Below are 20,863 nucleotides of genomic sequence, written 5' to 3'. Positions count from 1 at the left end.
CCTTTTCCTTTCTGAAAAGCTCAATCCTGCTTTGGGCTTTGCAGCTCTAACCTGCCTGCCCTGCGTTTCTGCCTGCGGCTTTTTCTTCAAGATAGCGCACCTCCTTTTTCATTCTCTCTTTCTCCTCCAACTGTCTGTAAAGATTTTCTGATTTATAGGGACGGATTCCCGGCGTGAGGATTTTCTGCCGTAACATAAAATACAGAATCTTCTCTGCGGGGAACCCGTCTTTTTCATACATTGCCAAAAAGAAAAACGGCAGCATGAGGGCTACCATGATCAGTGCCGATGCCTGTGTGCCGATAACCCCTTTTGTGAAAATATAAAAGGGGATGCCCACCGCACCCGCACTTCCAAAGCAGACAAGCTGGCGTTTTGTTAAGTTCATTGCCACCTTTGTCTTGATGCCGCTTAGATTTTTTGGCACTGCTACTGATATAGCCATAAGCATTGCAGCCGGAAACCATCTCCCGGCTGCACCTCCTTTCCCGTATGCAATGCCCCTTTAATGGGCATTGAAGATTGATTTGCTAAGGGAGCCTGTCTTAAATAAGCTGAAGCATAGGATTACGGTGTAGGCTGCCACCGACCATAAAGCCGAGTGAAGATTGCCGGCAACTGCCACGCCGGATACCAGCACGGAGTAAATACCTACGCACACCATAATGAAAAATCCCTGAAATGCCAAAGCACACAGTCCCTTGATATAGTTGCTTCCGATACTGCCCCATTCCCGGTTGCTCAAAGTCGCAAACGGAACCGGAGCCACTGAAACATAAAGGTATATTTCTATCATGCGCCCATATAAAATGACGGTGATTAAGACGGACATGATTTTCATACATAAGCTGACGATCATGGTTTCTATCCCAAGCCCTATCAGTTCGCCAATGCCCATAGTGGAAAGCTGGGTGTTGAACATGGTCTGTAAAGTGGCTGTCACATCTATGCTTGCATTGCCCGTGATGACACCCGCAGCCTTTGTCACGATATGGTTTCCCACATCAAAAATCGCCATCGTGATGTCAAAGGTATAGCTGACAAACAGCACTGCAATACATGCCTTTACAAGATAACGGAAGAAAAATTCGCTCCCGATCTCGTGCATGTTGTTCTTGTCCATTACCATTGTAATCAGCTCATAGCAGAGAATGGCACTGATGATCATTCCCGCTATGGGAACCATGACGTTTTCTGAAAGGCTCTGTATCATGGAAAAGATACCGGAGTTCCAAGAGCTGGGTGTTTTCCCCACCTCCCCGGCGATAGTCCCGACCTTATCATTTACGTCCGTGAACATCGTGGAAAGATTGTCAAGCACCCAGCCCTGCAGCATTTCCTTTATAAATTCAGTGATTTTGTCAATGATCGCTCCCATGAATTATGAGAAAAGGGAAGTGAGCTGTGGAATCACCGTCTGCGCCACAATGACAATGCCGCCGCCCGCCATGAGCTGCTTGATGCCCTGTGATTTTGCACCCGGATTGTCATTTCCATAGCCTTCCAGAAGGTTGATAACGCCCCATACTGCCACGCCTGCTCCGATTGCTGTTACGACTGTCTTTAATCCTGTTACTGCTGTTGTAAAAAAACTCATGATTTTTACCTCTTTCTTTCCTAAGATTTGATTTTTTGATAAAGAAAGAGCTTTGTATGTAAATCCCCGCCCTTTGTGGTAAAATAAGGGCAGGGAAATCCTTTGGAGAACCCTGCTGGCATCCGGTACATTCTGTTTGGCGATAGGCTGTGCCGGGTGCTTTTCTATTCTCACAAAGATACATTGCAAAACTCCTTTGATTTGTGTTTATCCATGCCAGCTCGATTATGCTTCGCTTCATCTCGCTGCGGCTGAACGCCAAATACAGCTAAATGCAAATCTGCGTGTCTGCAAGTAAACTTGCACACTTGCTTTGCATTACCTGTGCATGTCTAAACAGATTTTCATATTCAGTTGTCAATCTGCACTTTTGGACACTCTGTCCAAAAGCCGCTATTCAGTTGTCATTGAGGAATTATCCTCCTGCCCGTTTACTTCCCCACAGTCAAAGGCATCGTCTACCATTGTTGCAGGCGTGACTTTCATGTGATGCAGATGCTTCACATAGTCCTCAATGTCAAAGGCATTTTTCGGGTCATAATCGGACAGCTCTTTGTATCTGTCATGCTTCGTTATATCAAACTTGTCTGAGAAAAAAGGTCTTACGCCCCTAAGCTGCATGATACATTTCCCGCCGTCCATGACCGCTATCTCATCCTGACTCATCAGCTCTTTTCCGGTCTTTTGGTAATTCAGACCGTAGGACTGGCTTGTACCTCTCGTATCTGAGGTATTGTAAAGGTCTATTGTTTCTTTACCCAAAATCTCCGCCATCTCTTTTAAGGTGGTCTTTTCCTTCCCTCCGAGGAATAAGGTGGTATCACAATTCCCTTCAATGGTGTCAGCGTTGTCCTTATAAATCGCCTTGAGCTGGGACTTTGACTGCAAAATAATAGAAGCTGATATTTCCCGGCTACGAATGGTAGCGATCAGCTTCTCAAACTGTGGAATCTGCCCAATATTACTGAACTCATCCAGCAGGCACCGCACATGAACCGGAAGCCTGCCATTATAAACATCGTCTGCCTTATCGCAGAGCAGGTTAAAGAGCTGTGAATACATGATTGACACCACGAAATTAAATGTGGCATCCGTATCGGAAATAATGACGAATAACGCTGTCTTTTGCTCTCCAAGCGTGTCAAGCTCCAGCTCGTCATATTCCATCAGGTCACGCAGCTCTTTGATATCAAATGGTGCTAACCTTGCACCGCAGCTAATAAGTATGGATTTAGCTGTTTTTCCAGAGACGAAAAATCAAGGACTTTTTCATCAAATTCAAAAAGAAGTCACATTTTGCGGACTTCCTCACGGAGCAGACGCTTGATTTTGTCCTCCATCGTCTCTTTTGCGGTCTGGCTGAAATGGACACGGACGATATATGTGGTCTTGCCGATCTGCTTTCTGACAGTCGGGCAAGTGGCGGTGTTGGTTGCGGTATTGTTCATTCAAAATCCTCCTGTAAATGAAAAATGCCCGGTGACTGTTCATCATCGGGCGGTGTCGGTATGAGGGAACAAGGCAAGGCGGCAACATTAAGGTATCTATAAAAACCTTGCCGTCTTTGCCACGCTTGCCGTGTTCCTGTTGTCAGTCTCGGAGATAGCAGACCCATGCTGTGCCGTCTTTCTCGGTCACAAGCCTGTACCCGATACGGCTCTTTGCCGTTCTCATGGTGCGTGAGGAAATCCCACGCTCATTGACCATCTTTTCCAGCTCTGCGCTCGGCATACGCTTTCCGTCTGCCAGCAGTTCCAATATCAGTGCTTCTGCCTGTGCGGTCTTGCTTTCCGTCTTGGCTGTGTCTGTCCCGGCAAGAAGCTCGTCAGCGGTAATGTCATAAGCTCCTATCCACGCAAACCCTTTCTCGTCTCCCAGAGAAAAGGCAAGGGACTGTCCGGGCGGCGCAAGGGAGCTTTTCTCATGGATAAGTACCCTTGTTGTGGGGCTGTCCTTCAGCTTGCCGATAAAGAGCAGACTGCGGACTGCCGCCGTAATGTCGATAGACCCTAATCCCCGGTAGGTGCTTTGCGTTCCTGCGGCTTTGTTGAGGTGTCCGATCAGCACGATAGCGCACCCGGTAGCCTGTGCAATGTCTCCCAGACTGCGGAATATCGGGCGCACCTCGTTTGCCCGGTTCATGTCCACATCTGCGCCCAGAAACGCCTGTACCGGGTCAATGATAACCAGCCTTGCGTTGTTTTCCCGGATTGCCCTTGCGATGCGTTCATCGGCAAGGGTCAGCGGTGTGTCTCTATCGTCAATGACAAGCACTTTTTCAAGGTCTGCGTCCGCTTCCATCAGCCGGGGCTTAACGGTATCGCCCAGACCGTCCTCGGCGGTCTGATAGATGATATTAAAAGGCTCAAGTGTCTCCATACCGGGTAAAGGCTTTCGATTGGTGCAAGCCGCCGCAAGGCGCATAGCAAAGTAGGTCTTGCCCTCGCCGGGGTTGCCCTGTATAATCGTCAGCTTTCCAAATGGGATATACGGAAACCATAGCCAATCCACGCTCGTCAGCTCCACATCTGCCATGCGGAGCATGGGAACAGGCTGGGCGGTGGGCAGCTCTCGCAGCGTGATTGTCTCGGCTATGAATTTGCGGCTGGGAATGTCCCCTTGCTGACGGAGAACATCGTTCCAGTCTTTCCTTGCCGGGACAAGGCGAATGACGGCGATCTCGCTGGGAATGTCCTGCGCCAGTCGGAAGCAGGCTTCACCTCCTGCGGTGTCGCTGTCAAGGCAGAGGAATACTTTTCGGGTGTCCTTGCGTTCAGAAAGGAAACGGTCAAGGGCTTTGCCCGAAACGCCGCCCAGGGCAAGATAGCTCCTTGTCTTCCAGTCCTGCGGATAAAGGCAGATGAACGATAACAGGTCAATCGGTGCTTCAAAGACAAAGAGCTGGTTGCCGTTTCCCTCGTATCGGAACGGATAGGACTTGTCAGACCCGGTAATATCCTGTCTGAATGTGTCTGCCGTTCCTCGCACATGGGCGTATCTCGGCGTACCGCTTCGGTCTCTGCCGACAAACACAACATTGTGCCGCTTTGCGTCCTCGTAAATATCCCCGGAAAGAAGAAAAGCCTCAACAAGCGTTTTGTTGAGACCTCGGCTTTCGCAAAGATATTGAATTGCTCTGTCGGCTGTTCTGTTGTGCAAGGGCAAGTGGAACGCTGTGGGCGGTGCTGTGCTGGCTTCGCTCTGTCCCTCGGCGCTTTCGCCGGTTAAGAGCTGGACTGCTTCGGGAAAGGACTTGCCGTAAAACTCCATGACAAAATCAATGGGATAGCCGCCCTTGCTCTGGCTGTGGCGAAACCATTTGTTTCCCCGGACGGTCAGGCTGTCATGTTCTTTCCAGCGGTATTCCCGTCCGCTTTTGATAAGCGTCTCTCCCTGTGTGCGGAGAAAATCTTCCAGACTGACGGCGTTTGCCCGGTCAATCTGTGCTTGGGTGTAATTCATCGGGATAGTTCCTCCTTTTTGTGTCGTGTTTGGGGTCGATTTTGGAGCATTTGTTCCTCTGTGCGCTCGTTAAATCGGGCGGCAGTATCTACGCATGACTTGACCTTCCAAAGACGGTGTAAATCGTCTCTGACGGTCTTAAACTCGCCGTAGGTGGTTTCATGCGCCTGTTCCAGAGCGTCATACTCTGCGGACAGCTTTTTCATATCCACCTTGCCGTCCGGGAACTCCCCAGTCAGCTTTCGTCTGGCGGCGTAGAACTGTATCAGTTCCGTTTCATGCTCTGCCTTGTACTTGGCTCTGGGCTTCTCAAACTTGATTTTCTGCAAGCCGTCATAGACAGGCTTCAAGCTCTGGAAAGCAGCGGAGCTGTCATAGAGCTGCTTAATTGCTTTCATTCGGGCGGTCTGTTCGTCCAGCGTTTTCTTCAAGCTCTCTGTGGCAGCACTGTGTTCGCTGACACGGTGTTCCAAATCTTCAAGGGAGTAAATGCCGTTTGCCCGGAGATAATTGAAAGTCTCGTTCATCTCCTTTAGGTTGCTGACCTTGCCTTTCTGCGAATATGCCCCGGCTCTGCGCTGGGTGTAATAGGCGTTCAGCAGAGAAACAAGGTCGGGTGCCTGCGGCTTGGCAAGCTCTGCTTTTGCTTCGGCAATCCAATCAAACAGGAGAGCGATTTTCTTCTTGATGTCCCGGATAACGGCATTGGTGGCTCTAATCCAGCGATTGAACTCGCCTTTCTCGGTGCGTATGCCTTTCTTCTCCATTGCCCGGACGGTTGCGCCCTCATGGACGGTGGGAAGAAGCTCCACGCCCTGACGCTCATAGCTTCGGTGGTCGATACGAACGTCAAGCCCCTTTTCCGCAAACTTGGCGTTGCATAGCTCCGCCCATGTCTGCCGCCAGTATTCCAGCGTTTCGGGACTGCCCCAGTCGGTAGTGGGAACGGCGTTGAACACAAACTTTCCGTCTGCGTCCCGGATACGGTTGCCGTCCTCGTCCAGCTCATACACCCGGCGTTGCTTTAGCCCCCATTTGCCGTTCTGCTCGATGGGGCGGATGGGGCAAAGCACATGAAAATGTGGGTTTGGTATGCCGCCGTCCTCCCGGTCTGGCTGGTGTACGGCGAAGTCAACCACCATGCCCCGGCTCACAAAGTTCTCCAATAAAAATTGCCTTGCAAGAGCGATGTTTTCCTCAAGGGAGAACTCATTCTGCAAGGCAATGTCAAAGCTGTATGCAAGCTGTGCGTTCTTTCCACGCTCGGCTTTTTCCACGGCGTTCCATAGGGTCTGGCGGTCTGCGTATTCGGGCGGTGCATGGGACGGCAGGAGAATGTCAGAGCAGATCACGCCGCCCTTTCTGGTGTAGTCGCTGTATTCGCCGTAATACTCGCTATACAATCGCTCCCCGGCACGGTAGGCGGCAGAAGCAATAGCGGACTGTCCTGCGCTTCGCTTAGTCTGCGTGACGCTTAGATGAAATAGTGCCATCGGCTTTCAGCTCCTTTTCTCTGTTCGCTTGGTTGGTGTGAGTAATCGCCATGTGCCGGACGGCTCGCTGGACTTCGGACAGAGAAAAGATGTACTCCATCAGCTCTGTCATTTCGGTGCGTGTGAGATCTTTGACCTCCGGGGCAAGGCTCTCAATCGTGCCGCCCAGATTGCAAAGACGATGGGTGCGTTTCTGCCTTTCGCCTTTCTCCAGATATTTCTTTCTGTTCTCCAGACGCTCCAGCTTGTGCTTCTCCTGTGCAAGCTGCGTCTCAGCTCGTTCCTTTTCGGCTCGAAGCTGATCGAGGGTTTTCGGTTTTGTCATTGTGATTGACCTCCTTTTTTGATTTTTGGGATAAAAAAAGACCGTCAACTTTTCGCATAGTGCGACCAGTCAACGGTCAGTTTTTCGGTATTCAGTTTTTCAAACTTGCTGGCGGCGAACAGCATTTCATGCTGTTTGCGGACGGCAAGTACACAGGGGATAGCCGCATAAGCGGCGCAAGGGAGTGTAGCTCCCTTGACGGAACAAAGTGACGCAACATTCTCGGTCGGGCAGTTTTCTTCTGCTGACAGAGAATGAAGCTCCGCAGGACGCACGAATACTTCCGATAGGAGAGTATAGAAGTGCGCCCTTTAGTTCCTAAAGGGATTTTATCAGTTCGTCAAACTGGAATTGGTCATTCTTCTTTTTCTTCAGGAGTATCTTCATTTGGCTTGGAACTGATTTTTGAAACAATAATACCTGTGCAAGTAACAACTACCACACAAAGATACATTCCTATTCCTAATGCTCATGTACGGTAAAGTATCACAAGAAAATTATGTCGAATTGACAGCCGCCTCCGCTATACCGAATAAGGAAATAAAGAGTCCTCAAATTTTGCGCTACTAAATGAAGACGAGCGGAAGTAATCTCCCGCTCGTCAGTAAACTTAACTATGCCATATCAATCCCGCTTCTTTCCCGCCACCGGCACTAAGAACAGCGCGGGCAACAGCAGGAAAGCGGTACAGACCAGCCCCCAGGGTATGGACACCTGCTGGGCTACCAGCCCCACAATAGGCCCGCCGATGATCTGCCCGAAAGAGTCCAGCTGTCCGCTGGTGGAAAAGACTGTGGCGCGCATTTTCTCATCCACATGGTCGTTCATCCAGGCGGCCAGCACAGGCTCCTTGATGGTGCGCATAAGCCCCGCCAGCAGGAACACCAACAACATGAACCAAAAGCTCCGCCCCACCGCGAAGAGAACCAGGAACAGGATATACCCGGCGCTGGTGGACATGACCACACTGGTTCGGCTGACAGTCCCTTTTTTCTCCATGCGGGCGATGAGCAACTGAGAAGCCAGAATACCTAAGCCGCTGCCGATAAGACTGATAACACCGAACCAAGTGACGCTGTTCAGCGGCCCGATAACGGGTATTACCGTGTCATCCAGAAAATGAGCGGTGGAGAGCCGGTCAAAGCCTTCACTGGCAAGTCCCCCGCATAGTGTGATTGCTAAGAGCGCCAGCAACACAGGTGCGCCTTTCACAAAGCCCAGGTTGAGCTTGAACAGGCAGACAAAGTCTTTAAGCAAGCCCTGCCGTTCCTCAATAGCAGGGGAGAAGTTGGTTTCTGGCATGATGCGAACCATCACCAGCCCCAACAACAAGCACAAACTGCCCCCCAAGATGAGAGGCATTTGCAGGTTTATGTTTCCCAGCAGTGTGCCCAGCACCACGCCCAGAACGCCGCCGATTTGCCCCATTTGACTGCCCCGCAGGAACACCTTGTCTATGGGTTTGTCCTCTTCCTCCGAGGCAATCCACGCCTCCAGAGCGCCGGTGATGAAGGTATCACCGCAACCCCAGACAACCTGGGCCAGCAGAACCGGCGCGAACCACGGTAGCGCACCCTCCATCAGAAAGCCCAGGCCGTAGAGGAACATTCCAATCAGCACCGAGCGCCGACGGCTATACAAATCCGCCACCACACCGGTGGGCATCTCGAACAGAAAGCAGGAGGTCTCCTGAACCGTCCCTACCAGGACAAGCTGGAAAGCATCCAGCTGCACCACCTCCAGGTGGTACACGATGGAAAGCACTGTGGACATAGAAACCGCCAGGGAACAGACAAATCGGAACAGCAGGTAGACAGAATATGCCTTTGAATTTTTAGCAAACATGAAGTTACATTTCATCATAATTAGTCTCTAATCCTTTCAAATCTCATTTTATATGACTTTTGCAAGCTGTTAAGCTAACTTGTGGAACATATGCCGAACCTTATCTATACGGCTATTCGGGCGGCGGGGTTGGCAAATAAATTTACCAATAGCTGGCTGGTATCCTTTTAACTCTGTCAAGCAGACTCCCTGCCCATTTGTGAAATAAGTTAAATCGTTCCTGTATTCTTGAATACATCTAGCAGGGATTTCTCCTTTCAGAATGACCTCGTCATTCTTTATCTGAGTACTTACAATATCTGCACAATACCTTGGAGCATCATGATACGCCCGTGAGAGATATTCCTGCGGTGCATAAATTTCAAAGTGGAGATATGGCTCTAATAGTTCTGTCCCTGCTTTTTTTAAAGCCTGCTCCAATACGATAGGGGAAAGCAGCCGAAAGTCTGCGGGGGTACTTACAGGACTATAATACAATCCATATTCAAAACAGATTTTACAGTCTGTCACTTTCCATCCATACAGCCCCTGCTCGCAGCCATAAAGAACCCCCTCCATAACCGCATTTTGGAACGATTGATTTAAATATCCAAGTGAAACTCTGCTTTCATACTGCACTCCGCTTCCAATAGGGAGCGGCTCTATGGACAACCCGACAGAAGCCCAGAAAGGATTTGGCGGGACTTCTATGTGGATGGTATATTCTGCTTTTCTAAGCGGTCTTTCCATATATATAACAGTAGGCTCTTTTATTTCTGCCTCCACATGATATTTTTCCTCAAGGATGGCACAAATGACTTCCATCTGCACATTCCCCAAAAAAGATAACATAATCTCATGTGTAACAGTATCAATGTCAAAATGCAAAAGAGGGTCTGTATCAGCAATCTCTGCGAGGGCATTTAACAGGGCTTCCCTTTGCTCCGGCTTTTGCGGCTCTACCGTTGTCCGAAGTAATGGCATGGGATTATCAATCCATGTTTTGTGAGGCAGGAGTTTTTCATTTCCCAGAATGTCGTTCAGTTTCAAAGTATCATCAGCTAAAATAACAATTTCTCCCGGACAGGCATGGTCAGCCGGGACGATTTCACCATTTGACGGAATACACATTTCTGTGATTTTTATTTTCTCTTTTTCAGATATTCTAATAACATCCCTCAAATGCAATGTTCCGCTATATATACGCACATAAACAAAACGCCGCCTTTTCTCTGAATATTCAATCTTAAAAACCTGCCCGCATAGTTCAGATTGACCTTCAGGCGTTGATGAATAAAATTTACTGGCAATTACTTCTATAAGCTGCCGAATCCCCAGATTGTTTTTAGCGCTTCCGTGATAAACGGGAAATAACGTTCCGTTTTGGAATCTCCTGTTTTCTTCCTGTTCCAGTTCTGACATTTTAAACGGTTTCCCTGACATATATTTCTCTAATAGTTCATCGTTTCCCATAATTACCGCATCCCACTGTTCCATATCGTCATTGTCCGTTACATTTATATGGGGATGCTGCCCAACCTTTTGCTTCACTATAATTTCCGAAGAAAGCTTTGCTTTCATTTCCCGATATACCATTGGCAAATCAATCCCCTCTTGGTCAATTTTATTGATGAAAAAAATTGTCGGAATCTTCATTATCTGTAGTGCATGAAACAGTATACGGGTCTGTGCCTGTATGCCATCCTTTGCAGAAACTAATAATACTGCTCCGTCTAATACGGATAAAGAACGGTATACTTCCGCCAAAAAATCCATATGGCCTGGCGTATCTATAATGTTGACTTTTACATCCTCCCACTGAAAAGATGTCACTGCTGTCTGGATAGTGATTCCCCTTTGACGCTCCAAATTCATTGTATCTGTCCTTGTTGTGCCTTCATCTACGCTCCCTAGTTCTGCAATTGCACCACTGGTATACAATAAACTTTCCGTTAATGTTGTCTTTCCTGCGTCAACGTGAGCCAGAATGCCTAAGTTAATTATTTTCATGTGATTTTCCTCCTATCAACACCCAAAAAAGGGCATAAAAATACCCAGTGATAAATACTCCTATCACTGGGTAAATAACTCCAATAGCCCCAAAACACTTATATGTTTTCGGGCATATAAAATTACATGATAAAAGTATTCTTAAACTGGGTACAAAAAACTAAGCCCCATATTAAAAGTGAAACGGGACTGCTACTTTTTGTTCCCACTATCAAATTGACAGTTTATTTAAGAATACCTTGCCGCATATTTATTAACTCCTTGTATAATACTGAATCTAATTATATTCCTTAACCCTTTATTTGTCAAGCTGACAAACTAAAGCAGAAAAAGCGGCAGGATTTCCCCCTGCCACTAATCATCTGTTTATGCAAAAATAATTTCCTTTTCCACAATCTCCCTCGCACAAGCCCTTATGTTATTGAGGCATCCTGTCCATTCTAAGGCGTTTTCTGCCTTTAGCTGTTCCGTTATGCCCTGTGCCTGTTTCATACCCTCTATGAGCCTTTCAAAGCGTTCCTGTGCCTGTCTGTTGATGTCGGCAAGGTAGGCGTTTAGCCTGCCGCTTGTAAGAAGATTGGTGTATGTAACTTTACGGTACTGTTTTAGATAATCTAAATGCCGTTGCCCCCAGATGCCTATTGCCTGTTCTTCTTCGGCGGGTACAGTTAAGCACGGTATCAAATAATCCCCTTGCCTTTCGTATTTGCCGCCCAGTTCCTCAAATAATGATTTGTTGCTCACTTTTCGTATTCAAATTATACCATAAAACTTGTGAACAATTCTACCGCAACTTTGGAATATATGAGAAAAGTCCGGACAGTTTTCTGCCCGGACTTCCTCGCTCAATCATAAATCAATTCCGCTTTCACAATCTCCTCTGCCTGTGCCTTGCAAGCGTTCATCTGCCGCACCCATTCCATTTGATTATCGGCTTTCAGTTGCTCGGTCACGCCGTACTGCTTTGCCAGTTGCGGCACGATCAGCTCCATTCGGTTTTGTGCCGCTTCGTCAATCTCGGCGCAATGCTCAAAGAGCCTATCGGATAGCACCAGCTCATTGAACAGTATCGGGCGGTGCATTTCCAGATACGCCTTGCGGAGTCTGCCGTAGTGTCCGAGGGGCTTTGTCTTGCGGATAATGATGTTCGGGATAAGATAATCACCGTTCTGTGTGTAAGTGATATTCATGCTGTTTGTACTCCTTTCATCGGCTCTCTCTGCGGTAAACTGCTGACGGGAACGAACACTCCCTTTGCAATGTCCTCTGCACGAATGGCGGCTTTCTTGGCTTCGATTTCCGCCTTTTTTCTCCCCTTGATTTTGTCCTCGTATCGCTTCTGTGCTCCGCTGGCTTTCCGTTTCAAGTAGTTCTGATGAAGCCTGTCCTTGCGTTCCTCACGCTTGCGGATTTCCTCCAATTCCTCCGGGGTCAGCTCCACTTCTCCAAACGTCGGGGGAACGAATCGCCCAACGAAATTGAAGTAAATCTCGACCTCCTGTGTGGTCTGTATACTGCCTTTACGGTCACGCTCATGCACAAGGATTTTCTCGATGAACTCATTGAGCATGGCAATGGTCAGCTTGTCGAAGTTCTCGTATTTGTCAATCAGAGCGATAAAACGGTCAGCGTTCTTTTCGTGCGTTTCATAGCTCTTGACTGCCTTTTCCAGAGCAGAGATTTCAGCGGTAAGCTCGGACTGTTCCTTTGCGTATTGAGCGTCCAGAGTGGCGTATCTGCTGTCGGACAGCTTTCCTAAAATGTTGTCCTCATAGATTTTGCAGAGCAGGACTTCCAGCTCGGAAATCCTCTGCTTAGCGGCAGCAAGGCGTATGCGCTGTTTCTTAACTTCTGTTGTTTGCTGGCTGGACTGCGCTTCCTGCACCACACGGACAAACTCGGCTCGGTCGAGCTTTGCATATTCGGCAATGGCTTTGAGCATTTCGGAAACAAGGGACAGTACCACATCTTCATTGATACGGTGCTGGGTCTTGCATAGCGTTCCGCAAGGAACTTTGGTGTACTGTGAGCAGGTGTATTGAGAAATGCGCTTGCCGTTGTTGGTGCGGTGGACATACATCTTGCCGCCGCAATCGGCACAATAAAGCAAGCCTGTGAGGGGAGCTGCTTCGCCCCAGCCGTCCGGGTAGCGTCTGACATTCCCACGGATTTTCTGCACAAGGTCAAAGGTCTGCTGGTCAATGATAGGCTCATGGGTATTCTCGAAAATTGTCCATTCGTCCTCCGGGACATAATGGCTTTTCTTGTCCTTGAAGTGCTTTCGGGTCTTGAAATTGATGGTGTGTCCCAGATATTCACGCTTTTCAAGAAGGTTGCAGATGGTGGAAGAACCCCAGCCGTACACATCTTTGAAAGTCTTATTCTTGTTCACGCCCTCGCCGTGCTGGGCAAGGTAAGCGGACGGAATGAGGACTTTTTCTTCTTTCAGCTTGCTGGCGATCTGATACGGACCGTAGCCCTCAATCGTCATGGCAAAGATGCGCTTGACCACATCAGCGGCTTCGGGGTCAACCAACCATTGGTCTCTGGCTTCGTTCCAGAGATAGCCGTAAATGACCGTGCCTGTAAGGTGCTTGCCGGACTTGCCTTTGGACTGGAAAGTGGAACGGATTTTACGGCTGGTATCTCTGGCGTAATACTCGTTCATAATGTTGCGGAAAGGGGTAAAATCATCGTCCCCTCTGGCACTGTCTACGCCGTCATTGATGGCGATAAGGCGAACGCCACGCTGACGCAGGATTTCCATAATCTGACCGACTTTCAGATAGTCACGACCCATGCGGCTCATGTCCTTGATACACAGGTACTCCACATTCCCGGCTTCCACTTCTTTCATCATTGCCAAAAATCCGGGACGGTCAAAGCAAGTACCACTAATGCCATCGTCCGTGAAATGGACAATGTTCGTAAACCCCTGCCGTGCGGCGAACTCCTCCAACATAGCTTTTTGATTGGAAATGGAATTGCTCTCACGCTGTTGGTCATCATCTTTGCCGAAGTCATCACGGCTCAGTCGTTCGTACAGAGCTGTGATTTTCTCGTTTTTTCTCATAACTTGTGCTCCTTTCTTCGGTTTTAGGTTGTGTGTTCTAAGAGACTTCCCAACCGCTTGATTAAGAAGTCTTTTAGAGCATACAACACCCGCAGCCAGCTTGTATTTCTTATACTGCCGTACTGCAAAGTGGTTCGGGTTCTCTGCTTCCAGCTCCTCAAACAGCAAATCTACGGCATTTTTGAAATTCTCATCGTCCTCTCTGGCTTCGCTTGCATCAATCAGATCAATCAGCATGGCGAAATTCTGCTCCTCCTCCGGAGCTTCATACCAGATATAAGCGATCAGTGCCGTATAATAGAGCTTTTCAGCCTTGATCCAGAAGTCCTCACCGGATTGCTGTCCCTCTCCTTTGGTGTTGACTATGATCGTGTTTACAAGTTTCAGAATATCCTTTTCGCTCCGTAAATAGGCGAAAGGATTATAGTGCATGGATTTTGCAAAGTTTATGGTATTTAAGACTTTTATTTTATATTTGCCCCTTTTCAGCATCTTTCCGCACTCGACTAATACCGTTCCTTTCGGATCAGTGACGACATAGCTTGAGTGCATCTGCATCAGGTTCGGCTTCACAAAAAATCTCGTCTTGCCGGAACCGGAACCGCCGATGACAAGAATATTTTTATTCCTCGCATACTTCGGCTGCTTTGGTCTGCCTGACATCATCAGCCTCTCCGTCTGGGTTAAAAGGACATTGTTTTCAAACACAGAGTCCATGTATGGCTCTATGTCTTTGGCATTTCCCCACCTTGCGGAACCATACTCCTTGCCATGCCGGAATTTCTTGGCGTTCTTGGCTTTGTAGTACACCACAAGCCGGAGGGCTATGCCGCAGCCTGCTCCAATCAGTAAATCTCTTGGGTGGAAGCTGGGCAGGGGATTGGAAAAAAGCGTATCAAAGCCGTTCATGGCTGCAATCATCTTGGCGGAAGCATCTGCTCCCTCCGATACTCTCCACAGCCACGCCACCTTGTCACAGAAATAGCCTGCAAGGATATACGGGACATTCAAAAGCAGCAGCTTCTTGGCGTCCGCACCTTTCGCCTTTGCTTTCAGATTTTCCGGGACAGCCTTTAGGTCTTTGGTTATGCCTGCAATGATGCTGCTCATAGGCTCTGTCCCCTGTCCTTATTTTTCTCCCGGCTCCTCTCCCTGTTCTTATCCTGTGACACTGCTTCCCTGAAATGCTTTAATTTCTCCCTTACGGAAGTCCTGCCTTTCTTTTTCTCATTACCATAAACAAATTCCTTGAATGCCTGCGACAGTGCATCGGCATCCCTGCCCTTGAAAAATACCAGATACTTGGGCGGTTCGCACGTCCTGTCTTTCTTGACAGCAAAATCAACATTATATTTACGAGCTACCCGCTCAAAGGATTTGATGTTGCTGTCCGTCACTTCGATAGACGATACTCCCACGCCCTCTCCCACCAGCTTTTTCACAGAAGTTTTACCATGCGATTTCTGTGATTTCTGCTTCTGATGATTCAGATAAATCCGCATTGCAGCTTTCAGTACGCTGGCACTTAGTTTTGAGGTCTTAATCACAAGGGCGATTGTCTTTTGCGTTACTTCCTCCTGCATAAGTACCTCCTGATCCATTGTTATCTGACTGTAAGCTCCGCTAAGGTGGAACATACAGCCGATGCAGTAAATATTTCATAAGCTCTCCTTTCCGCTTTTGGACATCGTGTCCAAAAGTCTGTAAACGCAAAAAGGGCAGCTATAAACCTTTATGGTCTATAACTGCCCTGACGCTGTGTACCATATTTAATTTATCTGTACCGGATTACCGGACACTGCTTTGTCTTTTTACCTGTTTTCCTGCGTTCCAAAGCAAACACCATATCCCCGGTACGTTCAAAATATCCAATATCTTTCTTCCAGCTCATACCGCATTTGCAATGCTGCAAACCGATAAACTGCTGTTTCATTTTCCTGCCGCACTCCGGGCATATCTTATTGTTGCTTCCCCTCTTTTTCTTTGGTAAATCAGGCTTTTTCTCCTTTGCGGGCTTTTCCTCCGGTATTCCGTTTTCCCTGATACGGATTTCATAACGAGGCATCTTTAAAAGATATGCTTGGTAAACCTCATCAAAGGGAACCCATACCGCCTGTGATTCCAGCTTTTTATAAATACGTTCCGTAATTTCCCTTGCTGCTTCCTCTGTGGGCATTTCCCCGTTTTCTTTATAATAAGAGCAGGTTTCCCGAAACATTTGGTCAGCAATTTTCATTTTCTGCTTCTGCTTTAAATCCTAATAGGTTTTATTTGGCTGCTTCTGCCGCTTATATGCAAGCGAATGATGATTTTGTTTCATATAATCCCTCTTTAAAATAAATTCCGCTTCAATTATTATAACAGAAGTCTTTTTATCATAAAATATTTTGTCTGTATTTATTATTCCAATAACATAACCGTACACATATCTGCCCGGATATGATTCTTCTCCATTGAAACATTATCGAAAAGCAATGCCTGAAACAGCACATCCCGCACATTATCAAGCAAAACGATCTTCTGCTCCTGCTCCGTCAGGTGTTCAAATTCCACGCCATCCCACACAATAGTTTTTCTTGCGGCTTCACAATAAGCAAACAGACCGAGGATATATTTATTTGACATAATAAAACCATAGGTTTCCTGCCCTTCATAGATCATTCTGTATCTGTCCGTTTCTTTCTCCGGCAGGCTGAAAATACACTGTACCGTTTCCAGACACACCCTGCCGTCATATTCCGGCTTCAGTTTTCTTTTATATCTCTGCACTTTTGTGTAAACTTCTTCCCGTTCCACGACGGAACGGGTGCGCTTAAACTGCGGCTTTTTGCAGAGCATATCCAAATCCATATATACATTGTTGATTATGCTTTTCCCTGCATACTGCCCGAAGGTTCTGATCCGCAGCAGATATGTAAGAACTTCATTTAACTTTTCCTCTGATATGATAAACTGAAAAGGCTTACTGCCAAATTCCATCCGTTCAAAAGCCAGCGGACAGCTCCCCTTTGCAACCTCCCTCTCCATTACCCTGTTGATATCTCTCATTGATTCCATTGTTATCTTCCTTTCCACCTTTAGACATCGTGTCCAAAAGTCATTGAACATAAAAAGGCAGCTACAAGCTGTCTGCTCATAACTGCCCTTACGCTGTGTTGCTTATAATGTAATTCCTGCCTTTATTGCAAAGTCGGCTTTTCTGTCTGTAAGTTCCTTCTGTTTTTCCTCCGGCAGACTTTTTAATACGCCGCCATAACCTTTCTCCATCAGCGGCGTTCCCTTTGCCATTAAATAGAGCTTTGTATCAAGCCATTCCTGCCACAGATTTTCAAACATACTCTGACTATCCGTGAAGGTTATCACATCATCAAAGCCCTGCGGCTCCTTGTAATACTGCAATTTTACAAAGCCGTATCTTCCTGCATCCATGACAAGGATATTCTCAAGCCCATACAGCTCTGCAAACGCCTCCGCAACCCTTCTGCACTTTTCCTGTTCTTCTTTCGTGATATATACTTTCTTCTCCATACCGCACCGCCTAATCTATTTTTTAAACCATTATCCACCTCTGGACACTCTGTCCAAAAGCTGCCTGTGAATATATTTATTATCTCCGCAAAAATCTTTCCAATTCTTTCAGACAATCCCTTTTTCCTCCCAGCCGCCGCCATACATATCATGCTGTACCTCCTGCTGATAATAATGGTTCATAGTTGAGGGAGCATTATAAAGTGCTGTAACCATGTATGCCTTAATGTTGGTTATCTTTGTGACAGTATCGTGCATACAGCCGATCACATACTCCAGATGCCCGCTGTTGAGCTTCAGGAATTTCGATTTTACAAGCTCATATGGGTAATCCTCTCCCGCTATTCTGACCGTTTTACGCTTTACGCATACCACTTCACAGATGACCTCAAAAAGCTCCTCATACAAATCCCTGTCCTGCCTTTTATCATACTTCATGTGATGCTCATACTCAATATTCTGCTTAATCAGCTCTATGTATGCGTTCACGTCCTCCATCACATCAATCTTATCGTTTCTCTGCTCCGGGTCTCCTGATTGATTGATAGGATTGTTATAGCTCATGTCAGTATTATTATAGTCAGTATAATTAGGGGCTGGTTTTCCGACCTCTTGAAGTTCGTTTTCCCGACCTCCTGAAGTCTGATTATCCGAATCCTTGAAGTCGGTTTTTCCGACCTCTTGAAGTCGGCTTCTCAAACTTCTTGAAGTCGGTTTTTCCGACTTCTGCAAGTCGGCTTCTCCGTCCTCAGTAAAAGCACCTTTATCGCCTCCCTGTTTATCCGGCTGCTCATCATTTTCCTCTGGAATAACAAAGTTCTTCACATAAATAATATCCGGCTTGCCAAGTCCCCTGCGTATCCGTTCCACCAGACCGATCCCTTTATTGGTATCTAATTCGGCAAGGACTTTTATCGCCTTATCCTTGCCGCATCCCAAATCCTCCATGATACTGTCCACCGTATAAATGATATACGCCCTGTTTTCATCATCAAGCCAGCCATTTTTCATGGAAAGTGCCATACGGTCAAGCATCAGTCCATAGAGGAGCTTAGCATCGCTGCTAAGCCCCTTAAACCTCTCGTCCTTAATCAGCAGACGTGGAACACGGTAAAACGAAAACTGCTCCGCTTCGATTCCGTAGTAATAATCGAATTTGATTGTACCGCCCATTTTCCGTGCCTCCTTTACTGCTTGCTCACGCCATTTGCGGCGTTCCATTCCTCCAATAGCTGATAGATGATATTTTCTATTTCCTCACTGGAATACTCCTCCGTAAAATATCGGCTGATCCTCTCGCCTTTGATTGTGACCTTTCTTTCCTTCGGCTTTTCCTCCGTCAAAATGAGCCTTACCATTGCAAGGGTCAGCTCCCCGTTTTTTCCATACTCCTTCAGTTTTGCCGACTGGTGGGTGGAAATTGCTGCACCTGTTTCCTCCAGAATGACCTGTACCCATTCCTGCGCCTGTTCCGTGAGAAACGATATGTCAACGCCCTGCACCAGACCGATTTTCTTCTTATCGACCATATCCAGCAATTCATCAGACAGACGGGCAAGCCATATATACCTTTGCACCGTCTTTCCACTCTCTCCGGCAGCTTCCCCCACTTCGTCAAGGCTGCTTCCGCTTCCCTTTTTGCCCTGATGTTTCATGGCTTCATACTTCATTGCATAAGCCCTTGCTTTTTCGCTGGGTAAAATATCCTCACGCTGAATGTTGGTATCCACCATGATAACCGTTGCTTCATCATCGCTGTAATCCCGCACGAACATCGGCATGGTGGAAAGCCCTGCCAGCTCGCACCCGTGCTTCCTGCGGTGCCCGGCAATGATCTCATAGCCGCCCCCTGCCCTCGGTCTTGCAATACCGGGCATTAACACACCATAGTTTCTAATGCTCTCCACGGTTTCCTGCATCTTTTCATCGTCAAGCACCTTGAACGGGTGTCCCTTAAACTCATGCAGCTCGGAAAGCGGTATCTCCCGCACCTGCTCTGTGCCTGCCGGAGCTTGGGAAGCTCCGAACAGATCATCAAAACTATTTATTTTGACCTTTGATGCACTTCCTGCCTTACTCATCACGAAGCACCTCCTCCGTCAAAGACTGATAGGCACTCGCCACTTTCCCCTTCGGGTCATGCCGATAGATGCTGACACCTTCTGCTGAAATTTCCGCAGCCCTTACGGAAATCGGGATACTGTTCTGAAATATCCTAACCTTGCTTCCATAATTCTCAATCAGTAATGCACTGATGTCCTTTGCATAGTTGGTGCGGTTATCCACCATCGTCAGCAGAATCCCCTCTATCTCCAGTTTTGGATTGATCTGCCGCTTTACCCTGCCTATGGTCTTGATAAGCTGCTCCAAACCTTTTACGGGCAGATATGCCGCCTGCACGGGAATTAAGATACTGTCGGCACAGGCAAAGGCATTTATGGTTATCATGCCAAGCGAGGGCATACAGTCAATCAGAATGTAATCGTAGTCCTCCCTTACCTGCTCTATGTAGGAACGCAGCACCAGCTCCCTGCTCATGGCATTCACAAGCGATACCTCCAGACCGGACAGCTCAATATTTCCCGGCATGAGGGAAATGCCCTCCTCATGCTCCAAAATGCCGTATCCCTTTTCCATTTCCTCATCATTGATAATATTTGCCATGACCGTGGCAAGCGTGACCTCCAGCTTGTCCGGTTCCGTAAAGCCTAAACTTGCAGTCAGGCTCCCCTGTGCGTCCGCATCGATCAGCAGGACTTTCTTTCCCTGCTTTGCCAGCCCGATTCCTAAGTTGCTTGTGGTGGTGGTCTTACCCACACCACCTTTTTGGTTTGCAATTGATATAACTTTACACATGATACATTCTCCTTTTTCTATGCTGTTTTCTATGATTTCTCTGCTACATTGCTCTTTCTTACTTCCACATACGCTCTGTAAAACTTCTTTGTCCCCTTGTTCGGGTACAAATCTGAAAATTCGGTAACTTCAATTTTGGAATTATTGTTCAATATCTTTCCGAACCAAGTAATATCGTTCTTCGTTCCCATCAGTCTGACCTTTAACATTAGTCTGCTCCTCCAAACAGGGCATACAGCTCCCGGTTGTATCTTGCATACTCCGGATAACGAATCTGTACCGCCTGCCAAAAATATGGTGCGTAGGCACAGCAGAACAGTTCCTCCACCGTGTAATTCCTGCACTCGTCAATCTGCTCCTCCATATCCTCATAGTCAAAAACACTCGGTGTACCATTACAGTACAGATTAAATGCCATTCTGACTACTTTCACGCTTCCGCTGGTCTGCCAGCCTTCCTGCAGGCATTCCGTTTTCACGCAGCCTGTCTTAAAATCATAAATGCTTTTAATATTTCTTCTGGTATCGTCACTGATGCCAAGACAGTAGCAGAGTGCCTTGTGGTAAACATCCTGATACCTTACCTCTTTTAACTTCTCGTAATAGAATTTCTCATGTGCATCGCTGATAAAAATAATGTTTTCTTTCTTTTCTGCTCCTAACGCTGTACTGTTCATTGTATTTACCTCCAAATTT

The 20,863-nt window shown here is 47.3% G+C and carries 21 protein-coding genes and 1 pseudogene; all 22 read right to left on the bottom strand.

The features are described from left to right. Positions 1-46: 46 nt before the first annotated feature. The gene (locus WMO42_RS11130; RefSeq protein WP_055195815.1) at positions 47-445 is read right to left on the bottom strand and encodes a PrgI family protein; all 399 of its coding nucleotides are present in this window, start codon (positions 443-445) and stop codon (positions 47-49) included. 60 nt (positions 446-505) lie between these two features. Further along, complete coding sequence (locus WMO42_RS11125) at positions 506-1,378, bottom strand: VirB6/TrbL-like conjugal transfer protein, CD1112 family (RefSeq protein ID WP_055230551.1); 873 nt, start codon at positions 1,376-1,378, stop codon at positions 506-508. A gap of 3 nt (positions 1,379-1,381) precedes the next feature. Further along, complete coding sequence (locus tag WMO42_RS11120; protein WP_055237933.1) at positions 1,382-1,597, bottom strand: Maff2 family mobile element protein; 216 nt, start codon at positions 1,595-1,597, stop codon at positions 1,382-1,384. 393 nt (positions 1,598-1,990) lie between these two features. After that, positions 1,991-2,845 (bottom strand): annotated as a pseudogene (locus WMO42_RS11115) (VirD4-like conjugal transfer protein, CD1115 family); the annotation flags it as partial. Between the two features lie 41 nt (positions 2,846-2,886). Then, on the bottom strand, positions 2,887-3,045 hold the full coding sequence (locus tag WMO42_RS11110; RefSeq protein WP_006428300.1) for a transposon-encoded TnpW family protein: 159 nt from the start codon (positions 3,043-3,045) through the stop codon (positions 2,887-2,889). Between the two features lie 142 nt (positions 3,046-3,187). Continuing rightward, positions 3,188-5,059: an AAA family ATPase gene (locus WMO42_RS11105; protein WP_195255631.1), complete on the bottom strand. Its 1,872-nt coding sequence runs from the start codon at positions 5,057-5,059 to the stop codon at positions 3,188-3,190. Then, a complete protein-coding gene (gene mobQ / locus WMO42_RS11100; RefSeq protein ID WP_195255632.1) occupies positions 5,056-6,552 on the bottom strand; it encodes a MobQ family relaxase in 1,497 nt (498 codons plus the stop codon). The genes WMO42_RS11105 and mobQ overlap by 4 nt, the downstream gene beginning before the upstream one ends. Then, positions 6,518-6,877, bottom strand: coding sequence for a DUF3847 domain-containing protein (locus tag WMO42_RS11095; RefSeq protein WP_195255633.1), 360 nt, complete (start codon positions 6,875-6,877; stop codon positions 6,518-6,520). The genes mobQ and WMO42_RS11095 overlap by 35 nt, the downstream gene beginning before the upstream one ends. Before the next feature lie 624 nt (positions 6,878-7,501). Further along, positions 7,502-8,722: a tetracycline efflux MFS transporter Tet(40) gene (gene tet(40), locus WMO42_RS11090; protein ID WP_044999308.1), complete on the bottom strand. Its 1,221-nt coding sequence runs from the start codon at positions 8,720-8,722 to the stop codon at positions 7,502-7,504. A 69-nt stretch (positions 8,723-8,791) separates the two neighbouring features. Further along, positions 8,792-10,711 carry a tetracycline resistance ribosomal protection protein Tet(O) gene (gene tet(O) / locus WMO42_RS11085; protein WP_055182589.1) on the bottom strand — a complete coding sequence of 640 codons (1,920 nt, stop codon included), beginning with the start codon at positions 10,709-10,711 and terminating at the stop codon, positions 8,792-8,794. A gap of 366 nt (positions 10,712-11,077) precedes the next feature. Next, positions 11,078-11,455: a TnpV protein gene (locus WMO42_RS11080; RefSeq protein ID WP_055182591.1), complete on the bottom strand. Its 378-nt coding sequence runs from the start codon at positions 11,453-11,455 to the stop codon at positions 11,078-11,080. Between the two features lie 101 nt (positions 11,456-11,556). Further along, a complete protein-coding gene (locus WMO42_RS11075) occupies positions 11,557-11,901 on the bottom strand; it encodes a TnpV protein (RefSeq protein ID WP_055182593.1) in 345 nt (114 codons plus the stop codon). Continuing rightward, positions 11,898-14,894, bottom strand: a complete 2,997-nt coding sequence (locus tag WMO42_RS11070; protein ID WP_349192289.1) for a DUF4368 domain-containing protein — start codon at positions 14,892-14,894, stop codon at positions 11,898-11,900. The genes WMO42_RS11075 and WMO42_RS11070 overlap by 4 nt, the downstream gene beginning before the upstream one ends. Then, on the bottom strand, positions 14,891-15,367 hold the full coding sequence (locus tag WMO42_RS11065) for a PcfB family protein (RefSeq protein WP_055194871.1): 477 nt from the start codon (positions 15,365-15,367) through the stop codon (positions 14,891-14,893). The genes WMO42_RS11070 and WMO42_RS11065 overlap by 4 nt, the downstream gene beginning before the upstream one ends. Before the next feature lie 191 nt (positions 15,368-15,558). Continuing rightward, on the bottom strand, positions 15,559-16,020 hold the full coding sequence (locus tag WMO42_RS11060) for a hypothetical protein (protein ID WP_349192287.1): 462 nt from the start codon (positions 16,018-16,020) through the stop codon (positions 15,559-15,561). 164 nt (positions 16,021-16,184) lie between these two features. After that, positions 16,185-16,841: a hypothetical protein gene (locus tag WMO42_RS11055; RefSeq protein ID WP_055194873.1), complete on the bottom strand. Its 657-nt coding sequence runs from the start codon at positions 16,839-16,841 to the stop codon at positions 16,185-16,187. A gap of 102 nt (positions 16,842-16,943) precedes the next feature. Continuing rightward, positions 16,944-17,312 carry a hypothetical protein gene (locus WMO42_RS11050; RefSeq protein WP_055194875.1) on the bottom strand — a complete coding sequence of 123 codons (369 nt, stop codon included), beginning with the start codon at positions 17,310-17,312 and terminating at the stop codon, positions 16,944-16,946. Between the two features lie 108 nt (positions 17,313-17,420). Further along, positions 17,421-18,485 carry a DUF6017 domain-containing protein gene (locus WMO42_RS11045; RefSeq protein WP_055194877.1) on the bottom strand — a complete coding sequence of 355 codons (1,065 nt, stop codon included), beginning with the start codon at positions 18,483-18,485 and terminating at the stop codon, positions 17,421-17,423. A 14-nt stretch (positions 18,486-18,499) separates the two neighbouring features. Beyond that, positions 18,500-19,393 carry a ParB/RepB/Spo0J family partition protein gene (locus WMO42_RS11040; protein WP_055194879.1) on the bottom strand — a complete coding sequence of 298 codons (894 nt, stop codon included), beginning with the start codon at positions 19,391-19,393 and terminating at the stop codon, positions 18,500-18,502. Further along, on the bottom strand, positions 19,386-20,168 hold the full coding sequence (locus tag WMO42_RS11035; RefSeq protein ID WP_055194881.1) for an AAA family ATPase: 783 nt from the start codon (positions 20,166-20,168) through the stop codon (positions 19,386-19,388). Before WMO42_RS11035 ends, WMO42_RS11040 begins: the two co-directional genes overlap by 8 nt. Before the next feature lie 29 nt (positions 20,169-20,197). Continuing rightward, complete coding sequence (locus WMO42_RS11030; RefSeq protein ID WP_055194882.1) at positions 20,198-20,377, bottom strand: hypothetical protein; 180 nt, start codon at positions 20,375-20,377, stop codon at positions 20,198-20,200. Further along, positions 20,377-20,844: a DUF6075 family protein gene (locus tag WMO42_RS11025; protein ID WP_055194884.1), complete on the bottom strand. Its 468-nt coding sequence runs from the start codon at positions 20,842-20,844 to the stop codon at positions 20,377-20,379. The genes WMO42_RS11030 and WMO42_RS11025 overlap by 1 nt, the downstream gene beginning before the upstream one ends. Positions 20,845-20,863 lie beyond the last annotated feature (19 nt).

The sequence above is a fragment of the Lachnospira sp. CLA-JM-H23 genome, assembly GCF_040096425.1.
Lineage (GTDB): Bacteria > Bacillota > Clostridia > Lachnospirales > Lachnospiraceae > Lachnospira > Lachnospira rogosae.
This window is presented reverse-complemented; position numbering and strand designations above follow the sequence as displayed.